19 protein-coding genes and 2 pseudogenes are annotated in these 24,475 nt (G+C 58.7%); 12 read left to right on the forward strand and 9 right to left on the reverse strand.

Going from position 1 to position 24,475, the window contains the following annotated elements; all coding sequences use genetic code 11:
- Positions 1-84 precede the first annotated feature (84 nt).
- The 3 genes from RHM58_RS28080 to RHM58_RS28090 all read left to right on the forward strand — a co-directional run bounded on the left by RHM58_RS28080 (position 85) and on the right by RHM58_RS28090 (position 4,503).
- Positions 85-1,446, forward strand: a complete 1,362-nt coding sequence (locus tag RHM58_RS28080) for a hypothetical protein (protein ID WP_322268807.1) — start codon at positions 85-87, stop codon at positions 1,444-1,446.
- A gap of 490 nt (positions 1,447-1,936) precedes the next feature.
- Positions 1,937-3,946 carry a type VI secretion system tip protein VgrG gene (gene tssI, locus RHM58_RS28085; RefSeq protein ID WP_322268808.1) on the forward strand — a complete coding sequence of 670 codons (2,010 nt, stop codon included), beginning with the start codon at positions 1,937-1,939 and terminating at the stop codon, positions 3,944-3,946.
- Between the two features lie 14 nt (positions 3,947-3,960).
- A complete protein-coding gene (locus RHM58_RS28090; protein ID WP_201255526.1) occupies positions 3,961-4,503 on the forward strand; it encodes a toxin-antitoxin system YwqK family antitoxin in 543 nt (180 codons plus the stop codon).
- A 122-nt stretch (positions 4,504-4,625) separates the two neighbouring features.
- Here the strand turns inward: RHM58_RS28090 and RHM58_RS28095 are convergent, their stop codons facing one another.
- Positions 4,626-5,021, reverse strand: coding sequence for a DUF4280 domain-containing protein (locus RHM58_RS28095; protein WP_322268809.1), 396 nt, complete (start codon positions 5,019-5,021; stop codon positions 4,626-4,628).
- 190 nt (positions 5,022-5,211) lie between these two features.
- On the opposite strand from RHM58_RS28095, the pseudogene RHM58_RS28100 reads away from it, so the two are divergent.
- Together RHM58_RS28100 and RHM58_RS28105 are read left to right on the forward strand one after the other, a co-directional pair.
- Positions 5,212-6,278: pseudogene (locus tag RHM58_RS28100) on the forward strand (phosphotransferase family protein).
- Positions 6,279-6,316: 38 nt separating this feature from the next.
- The gene (locus RHM58_RS28105; RefSeq protein ID WP_201197393.1) at positions 6,317-7,084 is read left to right on the forward strand and encodes an SDR family oxidoreductase; all 768 of its coding nucleotides are present in this window, start codon (positions 6,317-6,319) and stop codon (positions 7,082-7,084) included.
- A 310-nt stretch (positions 7,085-7,394) separates the two neighbouring features.
- Here the strand turns inward: RHM58_RS28105 and RHM58_RS28110 are convergent, their stop codons facing one another.
- Positions 7,395-8,225, reverse strand: a complete 831-nt coding sequence (locus RHM58_RS28110) for a hypothetical protein (protein WP_322268810.1) — start codon at positions 8,223-8,225, stop codon at positions 7,395-7,397.
- Between the two features lie 20 nt (positions 8,226-8,245).
- Positions 8,246-9,997, reverse strand: coding sequence for a hypothetical protein (locus tag RHM58_RS28115; protein WP_322268811.1), 1,752 nt, complete (start codon positions 9,995-9,997; stop codon positions 8,246-8,248).
- A gap of 213 nt (positions 9,998-10,210) precedes the next feature.
- On the opposite strand from RHM58_RS28115, the gene RHM58_RS28120 reads away from it, so the two are divergent.
- Complete coding sequence (locus RHM58_RS28120; protein ID WP_201254936.1) at positions 10,211-11,326, forward strand: Gfo/Idh/MocA family protein; 1,116 nt, start codon at positions 10,211-10,213, stop codon at positions 11,324-11,326.
- 3 nt (positions 11,327-11,329) lie between these two features.
- On the opposite strand, the gene RHM58_RS28125 is transcribed toward RHM58_RS28120, so the two are convergent.
- The 6 genes and pseudogenes from RHM58_RS28125 to RHM58_RS28150 form a co-directional block, all read right to left on the reverse strand.
- Positions 11,330-11,485 carry a hypothetical protein gene (locus RHM58_RS28125; protein WP_242486219.1) on the reverse strand — a complete coding sequence of 52 codons (156 nt, stop codon included), beginning with the start codon at positions 11,483-11,485 and terminating at the stop codon, positions 11,330-11,332.
- A gap of 551 nt (positions 11,486-12,036) precedes the next feature.
- Complete coding sequence (locus RHM58_RS28130; protein WP_201254937.1) at positions 12,037-12,285, reverse strand: DUF1652 domain-containing protein; 249 nt, start codon at positions 12,283-12,285, stop codon at positions 12,037-12,039.
- A 193-nt stretch (positions 12,286-12,478) separates the two neighbouring features.
- The gene (locus RHM58_RS28135; RefSeq protein ID WP_201204400.1) at positions 12,479-13,975 is read right to left on the reverse strand and encodes a helix-turn-helix transcriptional regulator; all 1,497 of its coding nucleotides are present in this window, start codon (positions 13,973-13,975) and stop codon (positions 12,479-12,481) included.
- A 216-nt stretch (positions 13,976-14,191) separates the two neighbouring features.
- A complete protein-coding gene (locus RHM58_RS28140; protein WP_201254938.1) occupies positions 14,192-15,085 on the reverse strand; it encodes a LysR substrate-binding domain-containing protein in 894 nt (297 codons plus the stop codon).
- A 6-nt stretch (positions 15,086-15,091) separates the two neighbouring features.
- Positions 15,092-17,262: pseudogene (locus tag RHM58_RS28145) on the reverse strand (molybdopterin cofactor-binding domain-containing protein).
- Complete coding sequence (locus tag RHM58_RS28150) at positions 17,262-17,726, reverse strand: (2Fe-2S)-binding protein (RefSeq protein WP_201204403.1); 465 nt, start codon at positions 17,724-17,726, stop codon at positions 17,262-17,264. The pseudogene RHM58_RS28145 and the gene RHM58_RS28150 overlap by 1 nt, the downstream one beginning before the upstream one ends.
- Positions 17,727-17,844: 118 nt before the next feature.
- Between RHM58_RS28150 and RHM58_RS28155 the strand changes: the two genes are divergently transcribed.
- The 6 genes from RHM58_RS28155 to RHM58_RS28180 all read left to right on the forward strand — a co-directional run bounded on the left by RHM58_RS28155 (position 17,845) and on the right by RHM58_RS28180 (position 24,225).
- A complete protein-coding gene (locus tag RHM58_RS28155) occupies positions 17,845-18,735 on the forward strand; it encodes a LysR substrate-binding domain-containing protein (protein ID WP_322268812.1) in 891 nt (296 codons plus the stop codon).
- Positions 18,736-19,074: 339 nt separating this feature from the next.
- A complete protein-coding gene (locus RHM58_RS28160; RefSeq protein ID WP_322268813.1) occupies positions 19,075-20,004 on the forward strand; it encodes an amidohydrolase family protein in 930 nt (309 codons plus the stop codon).
- A 4-nt stretch (positions 20,005-20,008) separates the two neighbouring features.
- Complete coding sequence (locus tag RHM58_RS28165; protein WP_201204406.1) at positions 20,009-20,914, forward strand: amidohydrolase family protein; 906 nt, start codon at positions 20,009-20,011, stop codon at positions 20,912-20,914.
- Positions 20,915-21,080: 166 nt separating this feature from the next.
- Complete coding sequence (locus RHM58_RS28170) at positions 21,081-22,466, forward strand: UbiD family decarboxylase (RefSeq protein WP_201204407.1); 1,386 nt, start codon at positions 21,081-21,083, stop codon at positions 22,464-22,466.
- Positions 22,463-23,092, forward strand: a complete 630-nt coding sequence (locus tag RHM58_RS28175; RefSeq protein WP_201254939.1) for a UbiX family flavin prenyltransferase — start codon at positions 22,463-22,465, stop codon at positions 23,090-23,092. Before RHM58_RS28170 ends, RHM58_RS28175 begins: the two co-directional genes overlap by 4 nt.
- Before the next feature lie 92 nt (positions 23,093-23,184).
- The gene (locus RHM58_RS28180) at positions 23,185-24,225 is read left to right on the forward strand and encodes a CobW family GTP-binding protein (protein ID WP_322268814.1); all 1,041 of its coding nucleotides are present in this window, start codon (positions 23,185-23,187) and stop codon (positions 24,223-24,225) included.
- Positions 24,226-24,475: the final 250 nt, after the last annotated feature.

The following is a 24,475-nucleotide window of genomic DNA, read 5'->3' on the forward strand; positions in this document are numbered from 1 at the left end:
GGTGGGTGTTGGAGTGTCCCAAAAACACAACTCAAAAGGCAAACCTACCCGAAAGCTCCCCAACACACATCAAGGATGTGAATCATGCCCAATACAATCGTCATTGGAACAGGTATTTCGGCGGCCGCTTATCTCATTTCAATCCAGCAGTACTTAAAGTCCATTAATAAAACACTGGGCGATATCTATTTGATGGGTGGCCCGGACCTGTGGCAAAACATGTCACCGAACCATGCCATGGGACAACCACAGCAATTACTCTCAGGCAACCTTCTAGGCCATGGCCGCGAAGACCGTGGTTTTTCCGGCCAGCCGGTTCCTGGAGCCGACTTCATGAAGGCGGGGCTTTTCTCGACCGTCGTAAAGTACTATCTAAAACAACATTGCCATGCCCAGATCCCCCTCTCCTATGTCACCAACATAAGCAAAACCGGGACCGGTTACTCTCTGAAACTGACCGGCAGTGTGGGTGGACGGATTACCTGTGAGCAAGTAATTGTTGCAATGGGGCCCGGCACCGCGCGGGCGTTGATGGAGGAGGAAAACAAGCCCGTCGAGGTTGATATCGAGTCATTCAAGGGCTCGATCGTCGGGGGCAATGAGTTCATGGATCCTGGCTGGAAGATGCCTGAAGAGGCAGCTATCGCTGGATCCACTGTCGCCGTTTACGGTGGCTCGGCGACAGCCGCATGGGTAGTAGAATTAGCCGTCATGCGAGAAATGAACGTTCTTGTATGGTTCACGCGTCCCGGCAGCGGCGAGAACCCATGGGACGCGGAAGCTCGTTTTACCGAAGCCTTTCCCGCCGGCAATAGAAACAGCACCATAGAAAAAGACTTCGAGAAAGTCAGAAGTGTTTTAAAGCTTACGAAAGTTACACGCTTAGAGACAGGAAAGCTGGAACTGGCATTTAAAAACAAAGAAGGGAACGTCGAAATACAAGTAGTCGACCTCTTGGTGTATGCACTAGGAGCGGACCACCTGACCAAAGGCATAAAAACAATTCTAGACCCTGGAATTCACGCCGACCTGGTTGCCTTTTACGACAAAAACCTTGCGATCAGTGCAAAACCTTCATTATTGGCCATCGGTACTGAAAACCGCTCATTGATTATTGTCGGATCGGCGATGAGCAGTGAAGCCGGATTCGGCAGGGACACACTGTGGTTGCAAGGTGATCCGCAAAAACTTATCGAAAACAACACCAGAGGCGTAAAACTGGCCAGCTATAAAGACATCAGCAACACACTTCCAGCCGCAGCCCGACCCACTGAAGGCATTGCCATGATCATGGCGAGTATTGAGGCCCTGAATGAATATATGCCTGTCACAGTTGCTTCACAAAGACGCCTCGTCATGCATTCAACGCCAGATTTAACAACGAGCGCAGGTGTACTCCCTAGAGGCTCAGCCAACCCGGATGCCGGGCATGACCACCTGGCATGACATAGACTTCGAATGGGACATAAACTTCAACACAAGCAACCGCACACAACTGGCAACCTATATAGCGCAAACCACAGACCTTAAGCCATTTCCTGCCAATTTTGCGGTGGCGCTGCTCGTACACTTACGCACACGACCTGGCAATGCACTAGGCTTAAGTGACCCGCAAGCACACTTCGTTATTTCTACCGCAGAACGCTTTACCCAAGCACTTATAAACTTAAACCCACACATAAATTTTGATACAGCCCGACTGAGATACGACAAACTTTGGGGCGCTGACAGATACCTGAGCATATGTATAGAACACATAACGACACCCGGAGACTGGGCAGCATTCTGGAATAGACACGGGATAGAGTGCTGATGGCTTAAAAGCCTATAGAGGACTGATTTATCAACCACTTTTTTAAAAAAACGGAACCGATAAATCTGTCCCCTTAGAGGTCGAAGAATGCTGCTTCTTAGCCCCGTTGTTTAAGGATGTCTTATGTCTAGAAGTATCGACAGCAACACCAGCCTCTCCCTCACCGCCTCCACGCTGTCGGCGCTTTACCCTGAGTCGCTGTCCGGCGAAGAAGCACTCAATTCGATCGGATCACAAATTCTCAACGGCCTCAACGACGGCACTTCCCTCACCCTGACCAGCGCCGTCGCCACCCACGTCACTACCTCTCTGCACAACGACGCTCTACTCCGTCCATTCGACGCACTGGTCGCCGAAATCCGCCAACTCCCCGCCGACGCCACCGCCGAGCGCTATCAACTTGTTCTAAGGCCATGGCTCTGGTGGTTGACCCTGGCCAGCAACAACCGTGTCTTCCAGAGCCTCGCCACTTCCGACATCGTCACCACGATTTTCAAGGCTCACGGCTTCACCGATTTCACGCTGAAACTCACCGGCAGCTACACCCCGCGCGAATACTGCGTGCAGTACGGCGAAACCGATTTCGTCTTCGTCTCGCGATTGCTGGAGGAAGAAGGGATTTTCTGGTTTTTCACCCATGAAGCCGGCAAGCACACGCTGATATTGGGCGACAGCAACGACGCGTTCCCGCAGATCCCCAACGGACCAAAAGTCACTTACCTCGGCCAGCAAATGGGCGAGCGCGAACTGCATGGCATCCGCTCCGGCCAGGTGTGCATGCAAGCCGTGGCCGGGGTGTATCGCGCGACAGATTACGAGTTCACTACGCCGACCACCTCCCTTTATGACCAAGCCGAAGCGGTGGCCGGGCCCCGCTCGATCTACGAGCATCCGGGCGGTTACAACGCCAAGGCCCGGGGCGATGCGTTGACCAAGCAACGGGTCGACGGGTTGCGCAGTCAGGAGAAACGCTTTGTCGGCGAAAGTGACTGCCGCTGGCTGGTGCCGGGGCACTGGTTCACCCTCGCCGGGCATGATGATGCGAGCCTGAATATCGATTGGGTAGTGACGTCGGTCACTCATGAAGCCAGTCACGAAGACTATCGCAATCGCTTTGAAGCGATCCCAAAAGCCACGCCGTTCCGCCCGGCGCGAACCACGCCCAAACCACGAATGCACACCCAGACCGCCATTGTCGTCGGCAAGTCCGGCGAAGAGATCTGGACCGATCAGTACGGCCGCATCAAGTTGCAATTTCCTTGGGACCGCGACGGCAAGAATGACGAAACCAGTTCGTGCTGGGTCCGGGTGGTGCTGCCCTGGAGCGGCAAGGGTTTCGGTATGCAATTCGTCCCGCGGATCGGCCAGGAAGTGATCGTGACCTTCATCGATGGCGATCCCGATCGACCGCTGGTGACCGGTTGCGTCTACAACGGTGACAACGCCCTGCCCTATGCGCTGCCAGCGAATCAGACCCAGTCCGGGATCAAGACACAATCGTCCAAGGGCGGTGGCGGGTTCAACGAATTGCGCTTCGAGGACAAGAAGGACGCAGAAGAGGTGTTCTTGCAGGCGCAGAAGGATTTCAAGATCAACGTGCTCAACGACACCACCGCCACGGTCGGCCACGACGAAACCCTGATAGTGCAGAACGCCCGCACGCGCACGGTGAAGGAAGGCGACGAGACGGTGACACTGGAAAAAGGTAAACGCAGCGTCACGATCCAGACCGGCAGCGATACGCTCGATGTGAAGGACAGTCGCACGGTGAAGGTCGGCGCCGATCAGACCCACAGCACCGGAGGCAATTACGAGCACAAGGTCACCGGCAACTACAGCCTGACGGTGGATGGCAACCTGACGATCAAAGTGAGCGGCACCCTGACCCTGCAAAGCGGCGGCAGCTTCAGCATCAAAAGCGGCGCGGACCTCGCGGCCGAGGCCAGCACCTCAGTCACGCAGAAGGCCGGCACGGCCCTGACCAATCAGGCCGGGACTTCGCTGACCAACAAGGCCGGCACTACGCTGACCAACGACGCCGGGGTCAGCCTGATGAACAAGGGCGGTGCCGAGCAGACCGTGGACGGCGGCGGCATGCTGACCATCAAGGGCGGGCTGGTGAAGGTTAACTGAGGAGGTTTACGGCGATGTCATCGAGCAAAGTCGACCTGCAACGCGGTGACAGCCACATGGACGGTCGCCTAGTTGATGAGCAACTGGAAGGCCCGCTGCACATCAAGGAAGCCGGGCGGCCCCAGGCAGATTTGAATTACAGCCAGGGCGAACTGCAAGGCACCAGTTTGCTCTATCACCCCAACGGCAAGGTCTCGGCGCACCTGCCCTTTGTGCGGGACAAATTGCAGGGTGTCGCCAGTTTCTATGCGCCCGAGGGTTGTCTGCAGCGCAAGGCCAGCTATCGCCGGGGTTTGCTGCATGGTGAGGCGAATAATTACTTCCCGGACGGGCAACTGGCCGAGGCCGAGTTCTACCGTGACGGTGTGCGTGAGGGGCGTTATCAGCGCTTTCACCCCAATGGCAAACCGGCGGTTGATGCGCGTTATCTCAATGGGCAATTGATGGAACCGGAACAGGGTTTTGCCAGTGATGGACGACCGCTGGATGCCGAGGGCAAGCCGATATCGCGGGTGCGCTGGTGGTTTCGGCGTTGGACGGATCCGGCGCAGGCTTGAGATTTGGGTTGTCTGTGATGGCCTAATCGCGAGCAAGCTCGCTCCCACATGGGTTGGGTTTCCCTGTGGGAGCGAGCTTGCTCGCGATTAGGCCGGCACATTCAATATCAATCATGAAGGTGTCAGGGAATAAGCATCTGCATCTGCCCCGGCATCGCGATTTTGATCACCCCCGCCCAGTTGCACATCAGCATGCTGTTGGCATCCAGCGCCGGCATGTTGCCCAGCAACACCGTTGGCGCGCCGCCAGGTATCCACGGGGCGGCGGTGGCCGGGATGCACGGCATCGGCGTCAAGACCCCGAGCGCAGCGGCGGTGGCGGCCGCGACCATCGGGTTGGCCATGCTCATGCACACGCCAAAAGGCATGACGTTGACCAGCGGGATGTGGTCCATGATGTTGGCGGCGGGCATGCCGCCGGTCAGGGTTCGGTTCACCGGCAACACGTTGAGCACGCCAGGCGCCGCGCCGAAGCTGCATTGCAGGGTTGCGGTGGCACACACTTGCGGACAGCCCATTTCAAACCTCCTTCCTGGAAGCGCTGCGTCCCCTGAACCATAGTCCGCCGTGCCACTTCTCGCACATCAGGAACGCTGATTATCCAGCAACACGCTAACCTATAAGACCGAGCCATGCTTGTGGCACGTCCGTCTCACCATTAGATTAGCCAATGATGTCTGGCCTCCAAAATAAGCAGAAGGGATAAGCATGGCGCTTACTGACCAGTCCACCCGTATCCGCTCCGGCGAAGAACTCGATGCCAGCCTGATCGATCCGTACCTCAAGGCCCATATTCCGGGTTTAAGCGGCACACCGGCGATCAGCCAGTTTCCGGGCGGTGCGTCGAACCTGACCTACTTGCTGGAATACCCCGAGCAGGAATTCGTCCTGCGTCGTCCGCCGTTTGGCCACAAGGCCAAGTCCGCTCACGACATGGGCCGCGAATTTCGCATCCTTAATCAACTCAAGGACGGCTTCCCGTACTGCCCCAAGGCCTACGTGCACTGCACCGACGAATCGGTGATCGGCGCCGAGTTTTATGTGATGGAGCGGGTCAACGGCATCATCCTGCGCTCGGATCTGCCACCGGAACTCGGTCTGGATGCCACCAAGACCGAGGCCTTGTGCAAAAGCTTCATCGACAAGTTCGTCGAACTGCACCAAGTCGACTACAAGGCCTGTGGCCTCGCCGACCTCGGTAAACCCGAAGGCTACGTGGCGCGGCAGATCAAAGGCTGGAGCGAACGCTACGAGAAAGCCCTGACCCCCGACGCGCCGCAGTGGGACGTGGTCAAGGCCTGGCTCAACGACAAAATGCCGGCCGACCACCCGACGTCGAGCATCGTCCATAACGACTACCGCTTCGACAACGTAATCCTGGACCCGGACAACCCGATGCAGATCATCGGCGTGCTCGACTGGGAACTGACCACCCTCGGCGATCCGCTGATGGATTTGGGTAACACCCTCGCCTACTGGATCGAGGCCGGCGACCCGGCGCCGGTGCAACTGATGCGCCGCCAGCCGAGCCACGCGCCGGGCATGCTGACCCGCCGCGAATTCGTCGACTACTACGCCGAGCGCTCCGGCATTCAGATCGACAATTTCGACTTCTACTACACCTACGGTCTGTTCCGCCTGGCCGGCACGTGCAGCAGATTTATTACCGTTTCTTCCATGGTCAGACCCAGGACAAACGCTTCGCGCAGTTCATTCACATGAACAAACTGCTGGAGCAGATGAGCTTGCAGGTCATCCAGAAATCCAGCCTTTGATCCAGGCCCCCTAATAAGACTTTTTATAAGAGAATCCCATGTCCAAGACTCAGTTGTTCGACCTCGACGGCAAGATCGCTTTTGTCTCCGGTGCCAGCCGCGGCATCGGTGAAGCCATCGCCAAACTGCTGGCCCAGCAAGGCGCCCACGTGATTGTTTCGAGCCGCAAACTCGACGGCTGCCAACACGTGGCCGACGCGATCATCGCCGCTGGCGGCAAAGCCACCGCCATCGCCTGCCACATCGGCGAAATGGAACAGATCACCCAAGTCTTCGCCAGCATCCGCGAACAATTCGGGCGCCTGGACATCCTGGTCAACAACGCCGCAACCAACCCGCAGTTCTGCAACGTGCTGGACACCGACCTCAGCGCCTTCCAGAAAACCGTCGACGTGAACATCCGCGGTTACTTCTTCATGTCGGTGGAAGCCGGCAAGCTGATGCGCGACAACGGCGGCGGCAGCATCATCAACGTGGCTTCGATCAATGGCATTTCGCCGGGGATCTTCCAGGGCATCTACTCGGTGACCAAGGCTGCGGTGATCAACATGACCAAAGTCTTTGCCAAGGAATGCGCGCAATTCGGCATCCGCTGCAACGCCCTGCTGCCGGGCCTGACGGACACCAAGTTTGCGTCGGCGTTGGTGAAGAACGATGCGATTTTGAAGACTGCGCTGCAGCAGATTCCGCTGAAGCGGGTGGCGGATCCGAGTGAGATGGCGGGTGCGGTGCTTTATCTTGCCAGCGATGCGTCGAGCTATACGACTGGGGTTTCGTTGAATGTGGATGGTGGGTTTTTGTCCTGATCCCGATTTGCCCTGCCTGAAGAAACTGCCTGTAATACAGATGTCGCGGGCATACTCTTCAGGCACTCTGGTCACTCAATAAGTGTTTTACTTCAAGCTCAATTAAAACGCACATCAGAACGAATCAAGTGTTATCTCAATCCGACACACTCAGAGTCTCCCACGCACAGCCACCAGGACATGCCTGATAGATATAAAAAAGCAGCTGTTCATCAACGTAGACATCGTGCGTTTAGAGTTGAACCCTGCTACGACACCCGATCGCTGAATGGGCAGCGACCGGGCGGTAAGGAATCGTCTCCTTACGTTTCTATGAAATAGCCAGCAGTGTGATCCTATCTTCCACCAAAGGCGTTAACGAATACTTGAAAAAAACTGTCTCCTGAACGACACGCTCAACATTCGCTATAACATCTAGCCGTACGGTGCCACTTAAACTATCAAACTGCCTCCCTAGAGGCGGCCGAAAATCAAATTCACCGGGGCTGTTTTCGATGTAGATTTTGGATACCCCGGATGAAACTTCAACACGCATGCTATATTCCCGCCCTCGGACGATACTTTGCGAACCGAAAACCTCCTCATCATCTATAAAATACTTCGCATGTATTTGCCTGCTAATAGGTAGCGCCAATGGCACATCCATCCCCTTACCAACAAGTCTTAGTTCAAACGTGCCGGATTTGTTTGCAGATCCTTTGACAAGCCAACTATACCTTGTTGTTTCCAAGCTCCAAGTTGGCGTACAAGTCAAATCCTCCGCGACAACTCCACTTCCTCTAACCCATTGCAAACTCACTTCGAGGCCTGCCAACGGACTATCCGAGTTGGGAGTCAATGAGATCGTGTGTGTTGCATCTCTCAGGTACAGCACTTCGGAGTTAGTTGCCTCGTTACCGTCAATTTGAAATCTCGCCTCATCAGCGAGTCGACTCGAAAGAAGCTTGCTGACCGCCAAGGTAATCGGCGTGCTCATCCCCTGCCCCGTCAGGGTCAATTGAAAGGTGCCGCTTTTGGTCGCCCCCGTGATGGCCCAACTGTGAGCGGTTTGCGCGCTGCTCAAGGCCGGCACACTGGTCACGTTCGCCGGGTCCAGCCCGGTTTTGATGCTGCACGTCAGCGTCACCGGATAACCGGCCAATGGGCTACCGGCCTTGGGTGTCAGGGTGAGTGTCTGGGCAACGCCCCGGAAAAACACATTGCCCCCGCCGGAACAGGTGCATTAGCAATTTTTACATCCGCTTCATCAGCCAAATTTTTCGAGAGCAATCGACAAGGCAGAGGTAGTACGTCGGGGCGCTCAAGAAAACGAAATTGATACCCGAAATAGCCACTTTTCGCCGCAGCGCCAGTCACGGTCCAGATCAAGGTTTTGTTTTGCCCAATGACTTGCCCATTCGCCTCACCCACCCCAGGGACCACGGTCGCCAGTGTCGAATCTCCGTCACCGGGGTCCAGAACGATAGACATGCCAATCATGGCATCGTCTTTGAACTTCACCTCCAACGTGGTGGGTTGCGCTCGAAAAAACACCAGGTTCGGCGTTTGCAAATCAATGGACGCGCCCCCAACCTTGATCGATTCGATCACGCTCATGTTTAATTTCGAAACGACTCGGCTATCGATTGCCCTGGGCGTCGGAACCAAAGGGCAGCTGACGTTGAGGCGAAAGGCAGCGCTGACGGCGCCCGCAGTGATCTGCCACGTCAGCCTCCCGTCATCCGGCACCTCAACCAATGCTTTGAGCGGTGGAACAGCGCTTACTCGTGCGCCGTCACCGACCTCTTCAAGCGCCACCTGCAGCCCGACCATCCAGGGCTCGAAAGTCAGGGTGAGCGGCTTATTTTCACCGCTGAAAAAAGTGGCGGTGGTGTCCGTCACAGGTCTCCCGTCCACTTCGACTTTTACAATCTCGTCGGCCAGGTTCTGGGAAATCACCCGAGCCGTGATCGGTTGCCAATCACGTTGCAGTTTCGAACATTTAAGACCCAACGAGAAAAGCCCGCGATTCGCGTCGGGGCCGGACGACGTCACACGCCACAAGGCGTTGGCGCCCTCCAATGGTGTGGGAGTGCCAAGGGGTGGATTGAAAACGAGCCCTAAATCGGAAGACGGGACCGAGTCCGAGGTGAGTTCGAAGAGTGTCAGCTGTGAGCCTTTAAGCCGCTCATCCGGGTTGAGTAAGGTCAACGTGTTGTCCTGACCGCGCAGCAATACCACACCCGTTTTTGCCACCTCGGCCACCGGTTTTTCATTGACTTGTAGCGTCGCTGTACTGCCCCAGGGTGTAACGGCTAATACTTCAACCGCTATCTCTTCGCTGACAGTGCCGCGCTCGAAATACAGACTCGGTACGGTCAATGTAAAAGTCCGCACGCCCGTTTTGTCGGCGTTGAACTCATAGGTCGTGATGCCATTTGCCGAGGGCGAGACGTCCAGGGTTTCGCCGTCCAGTATCCAGTTCACCGGAATCGGAATGCCGTCGCGGGTGTAATGGGAAATCACCTTCGAGGACAGTAATGTTTTCTCTTCGTATGCCAGCACCAGAAACTGTTCGTTGCCACGTGTCTCGACGAATTCGAGTCGATGATGCCCTTGTGACACGGCTACTTTGTGGGCCGGCGCGGTGAACTCTGTCTGGATCCATACCTCGTAAGTTTCGGCGGCTGCCGTCGCCGGTTTGTAATCGCAAGCGATCGACCATTGCAAACCGTCCTCTGCAAACGGCGTGTATTCAGCGATCTTCGGGGTGGCGGTGAACGGCAACCCGGCGGCTGATGGATCATTCAAACTCGCGCCCTGATTGATCCAGGGGCTGTCAGCCAGAGCCTTGATTGTCAGGGTGTGTGCGCCACCGTGACAAAAATACAAAGGCGTATCTGTCGCTGATCTCGAATCTCGCATAAGGCTCATCGCCGTAGTCTCACCTTGTTGGATGGTTCAACTATCGAGAACCAACCATCCGCTGGCAACTGTCAGAAATTACAGTTCTTTAGAAAAAATCGAGATAAAAAACGCAAATAAATCACGAATACGGATTCAGAATTATTTTTCTGTTTGTTTACTTTCTTGTATTTTTATTCCATAAATACCCATCCTGAAAACAAAACCAAAAGGACCCCGGCTATGCGCGAACTCGGTATCGGACTCATCGGCACAGGTTTTATGGGCCGTGCCCACGCCTTGGCGTTTCGCAATGTCAGCGCGGTATTCGAACTGCCGCTGAAGCTCAAACTCGCCGCACTGGCCGACGCCGATCCGCAGCGCGCGCGGCAGTGTGCCGAGGCCTGGGGTTTCGACAGCGCCCACAGTGACTGGCAACAACTGATCGATGATCCGAAGGTCAATCTGATCGCCATCACTACCCCCAATCATCTGCACTACCCGATGGCCATGGCCGCCCTCGCCGCCGGCAAACCGGTGTACTGCGAAAAACCGCTGGCGGTGAACCTCGAACAAGCCAACGCCATGCGTCTGGCGGCCAAAGCGGCGGGTGTGGTGACACGGGTTGGTTACAACTATCAGCACAACCCGATGATTGGCCTGGCGCGTGAGTTGATTCAGAACGGCGAGCTGGGCGACATCATCAGTTTCCAGGGTGAATTCAGCGAAGATTTCATGGCCGATGCCGCCTCACCCTGGTCCTGGCGTTGCGATGCCGAACATGCCGGCGGCGCGTTGGCGGACCTGGGCAGTCACTTGTTGGCAATGGCCCGTTATCTGGTGGGCGATGTCGAAGCGGTGTGTGCCGACACCCAGACCGTGCACAAACAGCGCCCCGCCACTGCCGGCAGTCAAGAGCAACGCCCTATCGCGGTAGACGATCAGGTTCATGCGCTGCTGCGGTTTACCAATGGTGCCCGGGGTACGTTCAGCAGCAGCTGGCTCAAGCACGGCTACAAAAATCACCTGAGTTTCGAGATCAGCGGCACCCGAGGCACCCTGCTTTTCGATCAGGAACGCTTGAATGAACTGCGCCTGTTTCGTACCGGGCAAGACGGCTTCCAACGCTTGCTTGCCGGGCCGAATTTGCCGGGTTATGCGGCGTTCAGTCCGGCGCCGGGGCATCAACTGGGTTACAACGAACTCAAGACGCTGGAAGTGCACGATCTGGTGATGGCATTGGCCGGAGTCAGTCAGGGCGGAACGGATTTCGAACAGGCGTGGGAAGTCGAACGGCTGGCAACGGCGATACGCGTGGCCGCCAACGAGTCACGCTGGGTCAGGCTTGAAGAAGTCTGAGGCTCAGCCGCCCATGACCTTCGGCAACTGCCAGTCATAATTCACCGACAACAGGCGCAACGTCAGGCACGCCGCGCCGGCCAACAGCGCGGCGGCCACGGGCGGCACACAACACCGCCGTACCGACCAGGTCGGCCACCAGCACAACTTTCTCGACACGGGGCTTCAACGACGGCTTCGCCCAGGCTTATTGAGTGACGCAGCGGGTGGTCGTGGTGACCCTAGTCACCTGCCCGTCCGCAAGCACATCGCCCATCACATCGGTTTTATCCATGGTCTGGCAGGTGCGTACTGCAGGTGGTGGTGGCGGAGCAGCGGGAGGCGGAGGCGGTGGAGGACTGGCACAACCACTTAAAATCACTGCGCAAAAGGCGAGTGACAGTGGTGTAAAAAAGCGTTTCGCAAGACTGTTCATTGGCTGACCTGCAGTGGCTGATCGACGTGTTTCCGCGACACGAAAACAACACCGCGCAGCCGCGGACCCGGTCACAGAAAATAAGTAGCACTCATTCCTTATAGCCCAGCCGCCGGCCAATGCCAGTAAACACCTGAGAACAGGGTTTGGTTTCGATCAAAAATGGCAGGAACGGTATCAATCCACTGTGGGAGCGAGCTTGCTCGCGATGGCGGAGCGTCAGTCAACGAAGACGTCGAATGTGATGCCCTCATCGCGAGCAAGCTCGCTCCCACAATTGGATGGTGTATACCGCTTACGACGTTTCAGGGCGATACAGCGCATTGGTCTCTAGCTCATACCGCAACTCTTCGATCAACGCCGCCACCGCCTCCGGCGACCGCAGGTTCACAATACTCAACCCACTGACCACCAGATCCACCTGCCCCGACACCGGGTGATAGAGCTTCACGGTCAAGGAGTTGTCTCCGGTGAGCGCGCAATCACAGGCCAGTGGCGAAAAGCTTTGCTCCAGTTGGGTACGCAACTGCGTCAAATAGATCATCTGACTCACCCGACCGACAGTGCAAAATTGAACACGCTGTCGAACTGATCGTTACCCATGTGGCTGTTCCTTTAGCTGTTTTGAAGGGGACGCGATAGTCGCCCTGAGACGCCTATCGCACCCTTACAGGCTAAGAACTGCCCGACCCGCCCAACACACTAATTTGCACCGTTGCGACTAGTGCATTTGCACCTTATCGCTGGCCCTTCGGCCGCCATTCACTGGAGAACAAACCGCGCTCCCGCGCCCAGACAATCGCCTCGCTGCGACTGTGCACATCGAGTTTGGAATACACCGTGGCGACATGATTGCGCACCGTGTTCGGCGCCAGTTTCAGGCGCGCGGCGATTTCCTTGTCGGCCAGGCCTTCGCAGATAAGCCCAAGCACATCGCGTTCCCGGGCGGTCAGGTCGGTGAAGGAGACGCTGGGCATCTTCGGCGAGTTGACGTTCTTCACGTTGGCGAGTTTTTCGATCAGGGTGCGGCTGAACCAGGACGCGTCCTTCATCACCTCTTCGATCGCTGACACTAACTCCAGCTCTGTGCGTTTGCGCTCGGTGATGTCCATAAACACCAACAGATAGCAAGGGTTGTCCTGAATGTTCACGGTGTCGGCCGAGACGGTGCACTCAATCAGCTCGGCGCCCTTCTTGCGCACCCGAACATCGACGCGATCCAGCCTGCTAGCCTTCTCCAGCGCAGCAAACAGCCGCGTGCGAGCACCCTTGTCATCGATAAAGTCGATCTCTGCCACGGTCTTGCCGAGCACTTCTTCACTGGGGTAAGCGAGGGTTTCGAGGAAGGCTTCGTTGACGTCGATCACCAACTGATGCTCGGCGCTGCACACCAGTGTCGGCACCGGGGTCAGGCGAAAGGCCTTGGCGAAACGCTCTTCACTTTGACGCAGGGCAAGCTCGACCTTGTGCCGTGGTTCCATGTCGACGAAGGAAAACAGCATGCAGTCTTCTTCGTTAAGCTCCAGGGGTTGCCCGGCCACGATCACCTGTTTGCTGCCGCCGTCGGCCAATTTAAGCTCGGCCTGCATTTGCGGAATCGTCGCGTGCTCGCGCAGACGATCAATCGCCAGGTCTTTCTTTTCCGCGCCTTCGAGGATGTCCAACTCGTAGGTCGACACGCCGATCACCTGATCTCGCGTGTAGCCAGTCATTTCCAGGAAGCCTGAATTGACCTTGATGTAACGCAAATCGCTGAGACGACAGATCACCGCCGGGGCCGGGTTGGCGTTGAAGGTCTTTTCGAAACGCTGTTCGGCGCTGGCCCACTCGGTGACGTCGTTCATGATCAACACCAGGGATTCCGGTGCACCAGCGCTGTCGGCCAGTTGCATACTGCGCACGCTGTGAACCCACATCCGCGTCTCGTCATCGGCCGGCGTCACTTCCACCAGTACGTCGCTGAAGATTTCACCTCGAGCGATGCGGCTGATCGGGTAGTTGTCCGTCGGCACCGGGTGATTGTTGCGATAGCGCAAGGCGAAACGCTGGGCGTACTCCTCGGCATTGGCGCCCAACTCGTCGATCTCGCTGACACCATGCATTGCCAGCGCGGCGGCATTGGCCCAGAGGATAGTCTGGTTGAGCTCCAGCAAAATCACCCCGTCCGACAAACCAGCGATGATCTGCTGCAACTGGCGACGATTGGTTTCGGTGGTCAGGACGTCCTGGCTCATTGGCTCTCCACAAAGTGCGGCGGCGCTTTTACGCGCCGCCCTGTGAAGATTACGACCGCGGGGGATTACGAACGTGCGGCCGAAAGGCCTTGGCCCTGATTGAAAACACAATCCCCCTGTGGGAGCGGGCTTGCTCGCGAAAGCGGTGCGTCAGTCAACAAAGATGTTGAATGTGGTGTCCCCTTCGCGAGCAAGCCCGCTCCCACATTGACCGTCTCAGCCTTGGCTGTCCTGCACGACCAACTCACGCAACGTATCGAGGAATAGCTTGAGCACTGGCGAGGCGTCGTCGGCGCGGTAGGTGACGTACAGCGGCACTTCCGGCAACGCCGGAGTCAGGCGCCGGAACACCAGGCCGACCGGGGCCATTTGCTCGATGGAGGCCGGCAGCAACGCGACGCCGAACCCGGCTCGCACCAGGCTGAGCAAGGTTTGCACTTCGATCACTTGCTGACGGATTTGCGGCGTGAACCCGGCCTTGATGCAGCACTGATAGAGAAAATCAGCAAACCGCGACTGCTTCAGCTCCAGCGCCACAAACGGCTCCTGCGCCAGGTCCGCCGGCGCCAGGCTTTCGCGTTGGGCCAGCGGATGGTCGGCCGGCATGACCACCCGGATCGGCTCGTAGATCAGCAGTTCGTTGCGTAACTGCGGATCATCGGAACCGACCCGAAAAACGCAGGCATCGATGCGTTTGGCCTTCAACGCCTTGACCTGAGCCGCCGGAGTCATCTCATGCAGACGCCAGTTGACCTGTGGATAGCGCTCGCGAAACAGGTGCAGCGCCCGGGGCAACACACCGACCATCACCGAACTGATCATGCCGATTTCCAGTTCCCCCAACTGCCCGCGACCAGTCTGCCGGGTCAGGTCCAGTGCGCGGTTCAGTTGCTCGAACACCAGCGGCGCCTGTTCCTTGAGCATCTGCCCGGCCGCCGTTAGCTCAACGCGGTGATGGCTGCGCTCGAACAGCGGTGTGCCGAGTTCTTCTTCCAGCAAACGAATCTGCTGGCTCAGCGGCGGCTGGCAAATGTGCAAGCGCTCAGCGGCGCGACCGAAGTGCAGCTCTTCGGCCAGGGCCATGAAGTAACGCAGCAAGCGCAGGTCCATGGTGGTTTATCCCAGAGTCAGTGGTGTCGAGCGTTGGCGCACACCGGTCAGGCTGAACAACGCATTGGCGATGGCCGGGGCCACTGACGGGCTACCGAGTTCACCGACGCCGCCGGGTTTGCTCGGCTCTCCGTCCAGCACCAGGATGTCCGTGGCGGGCATGTCCGACATCCGCGTGACGCGGTATTCGTGAAAATTGCTCTGCACCACCCGGCCTTGTTTGATGTCCAGACGATCGAACAACGCGTGGCCGAAACCCCACATCAGGCCGCCGTAGATTTGCTCCTCGACCCCGCCGGGCGACACTGCCAAACCACAATCGACCACGCAGGTCAGCTTGTCGACCTTGGTCACGCCGTCCTGTTTCGACACTCTGGCCACTATCGCGATGAAACTGGTGTAACCCTGATTGGTGGCGATCCCCAGCGCAGTGCCTTCCGGCAACGACCGGCCCCACCCTGCGCGTTCGGCGGCGCTTTTGAGCACCGCGACATGCCGGGGCCGGTCTTTCATGTTGGCCAGGCGAAACGCCAACGGATCTTGCCCGGCACCATGGGCGAGTTCGTCCATGAAGCTTTCCACAGCGAACACGTTGGGAATGAAGCTGACCGAGCGATACCAGCCGCTGGGCACGTTGCTTTCGTGTTTGACCCAGGCCAGATCGAGGTGCGGCGCACGGTAGGCAAAATCCCACGCGGTGATGGCTTCGGTGGTGCTGTAGTCCATTTTGTCCGGGCGCTCGAAATAGCCCGGCTCCCATTGTTCCGGCGAGGCTGGCGACACGGCATTGAGTTGCAACGCGGTCAATCGGCCCTCGGCGTCCAGCGCGCCTTTGGCCCGATGCAAGGTTGCCGGGTGCATGAACAACGCGCGCATTTCATCTTCACGGCTGTTCATCAACTTGACCGGGACTTTGGCCTGTTGCGCCAGGTACGCCACTTCGAACAGCCAGTACTTGGACTCTCGGGCACCGAAGCTGCCGCCGGACACCAACTCGTTGATCGTCACCTTGTCCTTGGCGATCTTGCACACGGTTTCTGCGGCCTCAAGCGCCGACGACGGCACCTGAACCCCGCCCCAGTAAGTGATCCCGTTGCCCTTGATGTGTGCGGTGATGCAGATCGGTTCCAGCGGATTCTGCACCTTGTACGGCATGCGGTAATCGGCTTCGAGCAGCTTCGCGGCGTTGGGCCATTGGGCGCTTACATCGCCTGCGGTCATCGCGGTGATACGCTGCGCGGTTTTGTCGTCGAGCGCTGCAATCTGGGCCTTCGCCAGCTCATCACTGTCGAACCCGGCCAACGGTGACTCGCTCCATTGCACGTTAAGCACGGCTCGGCCCTGATGAGCAGCCCAATAATTGTCGGCGAGCACCGCGACGCCTTCCAGATTGCCGCCGAGCACATCTGGTCGGCCGGGAATCGCAATCACTTTGCGCACGCCCGGTACTTGCAACGCGGCTATGGAATCGACCGAAAGCACTTTCGCCCCAATCACTGGCGCACGTTGAATCACCGCCACCAGCATCTCTGGCAACAGCACATCGATGCTGTACTTGAAACGCCCACAGACCTTGGCCGCCGCATCCCGTTTATGCCGCAGTTTGCCGATGTATTTGAACTGCGCCGGGTCTTTCAATGTGACCTTGGTGGGTGCCGGCAAGTGGGCGGCGACAGTGACCAGTTCACCGTAGCCGAGGCTGCGCTTGCTGGCGCCATGCAACACATGACCGTCCTCAGTGGTGCAACTGTCGGGGCTGACTTTCCATTGCTTGGCCGCCGCTGCAATCAACAGCACCCGTGCAGTGGCACCGGCCATGCGCAAGCGATCGTATTCCAGGGAAACACTGGTGCTGCCCCCGTGGAAAAGACCTTCCAGACCGGATGAATGTAAGCCTCGAAAAATGGATTTTCCGGGGTGATCACTTGCACGGTCATCGGGTTGACGTCCAGTTCCTCAGCCACGCACGCAGCCAGCGCAGTCTGAGTCCCGGTGCCGGAATCATGCTTGTGCACCACCAGTTTCACCGTGCCATCGGGCAGCACGCGGACCCAGGCGTTAGGTTCGAAGTCACCTGGCGTTGCCGCAATTCCCGACGGCAAATGGAACGAGATCGCCAGCCCCGCCGTCACGGTGGCCGATTGCTTAAGAAAAAGTCGGCGCGAGAGATTGGTCATCACGCCTCCTTCGGCGCAGAGGCTGCGCGTTTGATGGCTTTGTTGATCCGTCCGTAAGTACCGCAACGGCACACGTTGCCGGACATGGCGTTGCGGATAGAGTCGTCGTTCACCGCCGCCCCGGTATTGAGCAATGCGGCGGCGGACATGATCTGCCCGGATTGACAGTAACCGCATTGCGGCACATCTTCGGCAACCCAGGCCAATTGCAGCGGATGCTGTTCGGTGGGCGACAAGCCTTCGATGGTGGTGATGTGGTGCCCCGCCACAGCGGCGACCGGCAGTTGGCAGGAACGCACCGCGACGCCGTCCAGGTGCACGGTGCACGCGCCACACAGGCCCATGCCGCAACCGAACTTGGTGCCGGTGAGTTTCAAGTGGTCACGCAACACCCATAACAAGGGCATGGAGGGCGACGCCTCTACCAGCTCGCGTCGTTCGCCGTTTACCGTGAATTCGATCATTGTCAGGCTCCAAGAGAGCGGCCCGTCTTTGTGCGGGCCTGGTCATCGATTATTGGAAGCCTGCGCAACAGCGGGCCAGCGACGATTTCTGCCATCGTGTGTAAGTAGGACTAACAGCATGTACAAGCGATACCCGTCGGTGCAGTCCATGAGCGCGTTTATCCAGGCAGCCCGCAGCGGCAGCTTCTCCAGCGCCGCGCGCAAACTCGACCTGACCCACAGCGCCATCAGCCAGCAGATCCGTTCGTTGGAAGATTTCATCGGTCAACCGTTGTTCGTGCGTGAAGGCGGCGGCAGCAACCTGACCGATGCCGGGCAGTTGTTTGCCAGCGTGTTGTCCGACGGGTTGGCGCAGATTGATCGGGCACTGTCCTCGGTGAAAAACCGCAGCGTGGCGCAACGGCTGACGATTGATGTGGACAGCGAACTGGCCCAGAGCTGGCTCAATCCACGCTTGCCGGAGCTGCTGGATTTGTTGCCTGAGCATGAGGTGGTGCTGCTGTCGATGCCGCGTTCGGATCGCAGCTCTTTCGAGCGAGTGGATCTGGCGTTGCGCTACGGTTATGGCGATTGGGATGATTGCGAAATGACGCAGATTTGTGCGGACAGCGTCAGGGCCGTGGCGTCGCCGGCGTTGCTGGAACGGTATGGATTGCAGGTGCCGATCAGCCCGGAACAAGTGCTGGAATTACCGTTGCTGGGGTATACGCGCCGGTCGTGGATTCCGTGGCTGGACGCGGCGGGAATGGCTCCGGTGGAACCTGCGGCGCGGGTGGTGTTTGATAATGCGGCGAATCTGATTGCAGCGGCTGAAGCGGGTGTTGGCGCGGGGCTGGTGCGCGGCTTGCTGGCGGCGGATGCGTTGCGTTCGGGGCGGCTGGTTGAGCTGAATGACGCGCAGATTCCAGCGCATTACAACCTGTATGCGGTGTGGCCTCCGGGGCAGGCCGAGCGGGTGGCGCCGGTGGTTGAGGTGATCAAGCAGTTAGCCTTGCGTACACAGGGCTGACGCTTTCGTGAGCAAGCCCGCTCCCACAGTGGATCTTCAGTGGGTGCAGGATTGGTGTCTGACACCGATCAAACTGTGGGAGCGGGCTTGCTCGCGAAGAGGCCCGCAAATCCACCACAAAAACCGACCCGATATCGAACGCATATCAACACCCCGCCCAATTAATATTGTACGAACCCAATCCCCCTTCCAATACTTCCCCCAAGCAACCAGCGTCCCAAGCCGGATGCGACCAGGCGAGGGAATGCGCATTCGTGCGCATAGAAATGGCCGATGACCCGGGACGTGGTTGCTGTGAGCCCAGAGGCTCCCTTCCCCGCTATCAGGAGATCGACTTCAATGATCATCGATATCAGTTGCTATCCCACCGACCTGGTGGACCTCGCCTGGAGGCATGACGGTGACCCGTTCACCGGCGAGCGTCTGCTGGAGATGATGGATGGCCCCTACATGGTCAACGGCAAACCTCGCCGCATCGACAAAGCCTTCATCCAGCCGCCCCAGGGCAACACGATTTACACCTGGACCGACGGCGACCTGACCGGTCGCGAATCCATCGACGCCTACATGGCCTACACCCTGAAAATGGTCCAGACCTACCCGGACCGTTTCATCGGCTGCTTCGTCTACAACCCGCGCTGCGGTGTGGAAAATGGCGTCGAAGCCATCGAGCGTTACGTCACCGAGCACGGCTTCAAAATGGTCCAGATGCAGGCCAACATGCACGCCTATCGCCCTGACCGGGCACTGGATTGGGTGCGCCCGTGCTTCGAGAAATGCGCCGAGCTGGGCATCCCGGTCAAGCTGCACACCGGCGACGGGCCGTACAGCATCCCGTCGGAATGGGTGCCGATGATCAAGGAGTTCCCCAACGTCGATTTCATCATGGCCCACTTCGGGGTGCAGACCGGCGGCGTCTACGTGTTTGAACCGATGCAATGGGCGATGGAGTTGCCCAACGTCTACTGCGAATCGGGCTGGTGCCTGCAATCGCGAATCGTCGAGTTCGCCAAGGTCCTGCCGACCCACAAAATCCTCTTTGGTACCGACACCCCGCCAAACGAACCGGGCATGTGGCTGCGCCTGCTCGAAGTGCTCTGCCATGAGCCGCCGCAGGGGTTGAACCTCGACGAGGACACCCTCGAAGAGTACCTGGGCAACAACACCGCGCGGATGATCGGCCTCCAACCATCGCCACCACCGCGCACCGTCAGCGAAGCAGAGGCGCAACTCAAGCGCCCCGTCACCACTCAACTGGCCAGGAGCTGAATCGATGATTATCGACACCCATCTGCACCCCACCAACCTGGTCGACGAGGCCTGGCGCCATACCGGCGAACCGTTCACTGGCGAGCGCATGCTCAAGCTGATGGACGGCCCGTACATGATCAACGGCAAGCCTCGGCGTATCGACATGGGCTTCATCCAGCCACCACCGGGCAACACCGGTTACCGCGACGGCAACCGCCGGGGCCGTGAAGGCGTGCGCGACTACATGTCCTACATCGCCGAGCTGTGCATGAAGTACCCGGACCGCTTCATCGGCAACTTCAACTTCAACCCGCGCTGGGGCCCGGAAAACGGTGCGGCGGAGCTGGAATTCCACATCAAGGAATACGGCTTCAAGATGCTCAAGCTGCACGCCAACATGCATGGCTACCGCCCGGACCGCGCACTCGACTGGTTGCGCCCGGCGATGAAGGTCTGCGCCAAGTACAACATCGTGGTGTTGATCCATACCGGCGACGGCCCGTACACCATTCCGACGATGTTCTACCCGATCATCCGCGAGTTCCCGATGGTCAATTTCGTCATCGGTCACTTCGGCATCCAGACCGGCGGCAACTACTCGTTCGAAGCGTTCTGGATGGCCATGGATACGCCGAACGTCTACTGCGAATCCGGCTGGTGCTTCCAGTCGCGGATCGTCGAATTCGCCAAGGATTTACCGCGCAACAAGATCGTGTTCGGCACGGATTCGCCGCCGAACGAACCGGGGATGTGGTTGCGCGAACTTGAGGTGCTGTGTTCTCCGGCGCCACAGGGCTTGGGGATTGATGAAGATCACCTTGAGGACTACCTGGGCAACAACATCGCCCGGTTGTGCGGCATCGAACCGACACCACCACCCAAGGACCTGATCGAGGCGGACATTCGCCTGACCACCACGTACCTCTAGGCCTGGGCGCAATCCCATGTGGGAGCGAGCTTGCTCGCGATGAGGCCGTCACATTTAACATCTTGGTCGGCTGACACACCGCTTTCGCGAGCAAGCCCGCTCCCACAGGGAATCTCGTCTGTCCTCCCCCTGAGTGAACAGCACCGCTTTTTTACGAGGTGAAACCATGACCCTCTCGACGCTCGGCGATACCCAGGATTTCCACGATTTCATCGATGCCTATCGCCGGCAGTACCCGGACGATGTGCTGACCGTTCAGCAACAACTCTCTGCCGATCAGGACGTCACCGCCCTGGTCGATGCCCTAGCCAGCCAAGGTCGCGACCCGCTGCTGATCTGCGAAAAGGTTGGCCATCTCGGCGTGCCAGTAGCCACCAACCTGTTCGCCTCCCGAACCCGCATCGCCCGGATCTTCGGCGTAACCCCGGCGCAACTGCACGAGACCTTCCAGGCCCGCGCCAACAATCCGATTCCGCCGCGCTACGTCGACACCGGCCCAGTGCTGGACGAAATCTTCGAAGGCGAAGCCGTGGACCTCGCGTTGCTGCCAATGCTCAAGCATTTCGACAGTGATCGCGGGCCCTACATCACCAACGCCATCATCATTGCCGAAGACCCGATTACCGGCATCGCCAACATGAGCTATCACCGCTCGATGCGCCACGCTCGCCAGACCCTCGCCACCAGCCTGCATTCGCGCGGTCACCTGTGGCGGATGCTGCAAACCGCTCGCGAGCGTGGTGAAGAATTGCGCGTGGCCATGGTGGTCGGCGCGCATCCGTTATTCATGCTCGCCGCCGCAGCACGCTTGCCCTACGGCAGTGACGAACGTGCCGTGGCCGGTGGCCTGTTCGGCGCACCACTGGAACTGGTCAAGACCCCGCGCTACGGCATCGGTGTGCCGGCTTATGCCGAGTTTGTACTGGAAGGCGCCATCGACCCGGCGGCGTATGCCGAAGAAGGTCCGTTCGGCGAGTTCAGTGGTTATTCCTCGGACCGCTCGACCAACAACGTGCTGCGGGTCGATACCCTGATGCGGCGCAAGGATGCCTGGTTGGTCGACGTGGTCGGCGGGCGTTACGCCGAACACCTGACCCTGGCGCGGCTGCCACGGGAAGCGGAGATGAGCGAGAAACTCAAGGCACGTTTCCCGGCCGTCACCGCCGTGCACTACCCGAATTCCGGCACGCACTTTCATTGCTACGTGGCACTGGATCAAAGCCGCGACGGTGAAGCGCGGCAGATCATGCTCGCCCTGCTCGGCTGGGACCCGTACCTGAAAACCGTGATCGCGGTGGACAGCGACATCGACATCACCGATGACAGCCAAGTGCTCTGGGCATTGGCCACGCATTTTCAGCCACATCAGGACATCTTCGTCATCGACGGCTTGCCCGGCAGTCCGCTCGATCCGTCGTCCTCGGTCAACGGCACTACTTCGCGCATGGGGCTCGATGCAACGCGCGGTTCGGGGTTTGACGGAATCAAGGCGCAACTGGATCAGGACGTGGTCGAGCGCGCGCGCAATCTGCTCAAAGGCTATCAATCATGAGCCGCCAGCGGATGGTGGTCGGGATCAGCGGCGCATCGGGGTTTATCTACGGCGTGCGTTTGCTGGAGCTGCTCGCCGAGCTGAACATCGAAACCCACCTGATCATCAGCCGTGCCGCGCTACTGACCATGGCCCATGAAACCGACTACAAACTGGCGGACGTGACCGCGCTGGCCAGCCACTACCACCGCGCCGACGATGTGGCGGCCGGGATCGCCAGCGGTTCGTTCCGTTGCCTGGGCATGGTGGTCGCACCTTGCTCCATGCGCACTCTGGCGGAGATCGCCACCGGCACTTCTTCAGGGCTGATCGGCCGCGCCGCTGACGTCACGTTGAAAGAACGCCGCACGCTGGTGTTGATGGCCAGGGAAACCCCGCTGACCCTCGCCCACCTGCGCAACATGACCGCCGTCACCGAAATGGGCGGGATCATCGCCCCGCCGGTGCCAGCCTTCTACGCCCGCCCGCACAACCTTTCGCAAATGGTCGATCACAGCCTCGGCCGTGTCCTCGACCTGTTCGATCTCGACGCCGGCACCGCGCTGCGTTGGGGTGAACCCACAGAACCCTGTGGGAGCGGGCTTGCTCGCGAAGGCGGTGTGTCATTCACCGGTAATCGCGACTGATCCACCGCTTTCGCGAGCAAGCCCGCTCCCACCCAAAGCAGCAACACTCCAATTCAATGTGCACCGGTCAATTCGTCATCAAGGAGCATTACATGAACAGTCCATTCAACGCCCCAACCCCGAACCGAAAAATCCCGGTGACCATCCTCACGGGTTTCCTCGGCGCGGGTAAAACCACCCTGCTCAACTACATCCTCAAGGAAAACCACGGCCGAAAAATTGCCGTGATCGAAAACGAATTCGGCGAAGTCGGCATCGATGGCGACCTGGTGCTCAGCTCCGAAACCGAAGAAATCTACGAGATGGTTAACGGTTGCGTGTGCTGCACTGCCGAGGTTCGCGAGGACCTGGTGCGCATCGTCCGCGAACTGGTGGCGCGTCCGGTGCGGCTCGATCACATCCTGATCGAAACCAGCGGCTTGGCCGATCCGTACCCGGTGGCGCAGAGCTTTTTCATCAACGACCCGATTGCCGAGGAAGTGGAACTCGACGCCATCGTGACCATGGTCGACGCCAAGCACATCGCCCAGCACCTGGAGGATTTGCAACTCGACGGCGTCGACAACCAGGCGGTGGATCAGATTGTTTGCGCCGACCGGATCGTGATCAACAAGGTCGATCTGGTCAGCGCCGAAGACGTGGAAGCGTTGCGGGGCAAGATTCGCGGATTGAACGCCACGGCGGAACTGGTGACGTCCAGTTATGCCGAGATCGACCTGACGAAAATCCTTGGCATCGGCGCGTTCGAATCGACTCAGAAACTGATGGAGATCGGATCGGAGCATGACCATCACGCTGAAGAACATCATCACGATGAACCGGACCATGAGCACGATCCGAGCGTGTCCTCGGTTGGGATCGCCGTGGACGGCGCGGTGAATCTGGGCGCGTTCCATCGCTGGATCACCAAGCTGCGCAGCGAGCAGGCCGACAACCTTTACCGCATGAAAGGCGTGCTGTCGGTGGCGGATCGGGACCAACGCTACGTACTTCAAGGTGTGCACAGCCTGGTCGAGTTTCGCGCCTCGACCTCGTGGGGCACGGAGCCGCGCTCCAGCAAGATTGTGTTCATCGGCCGCGACCTGGACCGCGCGGCGCTGAACCAGGGCTTTGCCGCCTGCCTGGCAGGCTGAACACAGCATCGGAGCCGGTGGATGGCGGTTCCGGGCATATAGAACGAATAGCTGATGCCAGACAGTCAATTGTGCACTGAACCTGTGGCGAGGGAGCTTGCTCCCGCTGGGCCTCGAAGAGGCCCCCTTATCCCTCAAGAAGGGGGACTGCTGCGCAGTCCAGCGGGAGCAAGCTCCCTCGCCACAGGAACTCATCGCCCGCTCTTTCTTAACTGGTTGGCATCAGAACGAATACCCCTCTCTACCGAAT

Source organism: Pseudomonas sp. 10S4, from assembly GCF_034344865.1.
Taxonomy (GTDB): Bacteria; Pseudomonadota; Gammaproteobacteria; order Pseudomonadales; family Pseudomonadaceae; genus Aquipseudomonas.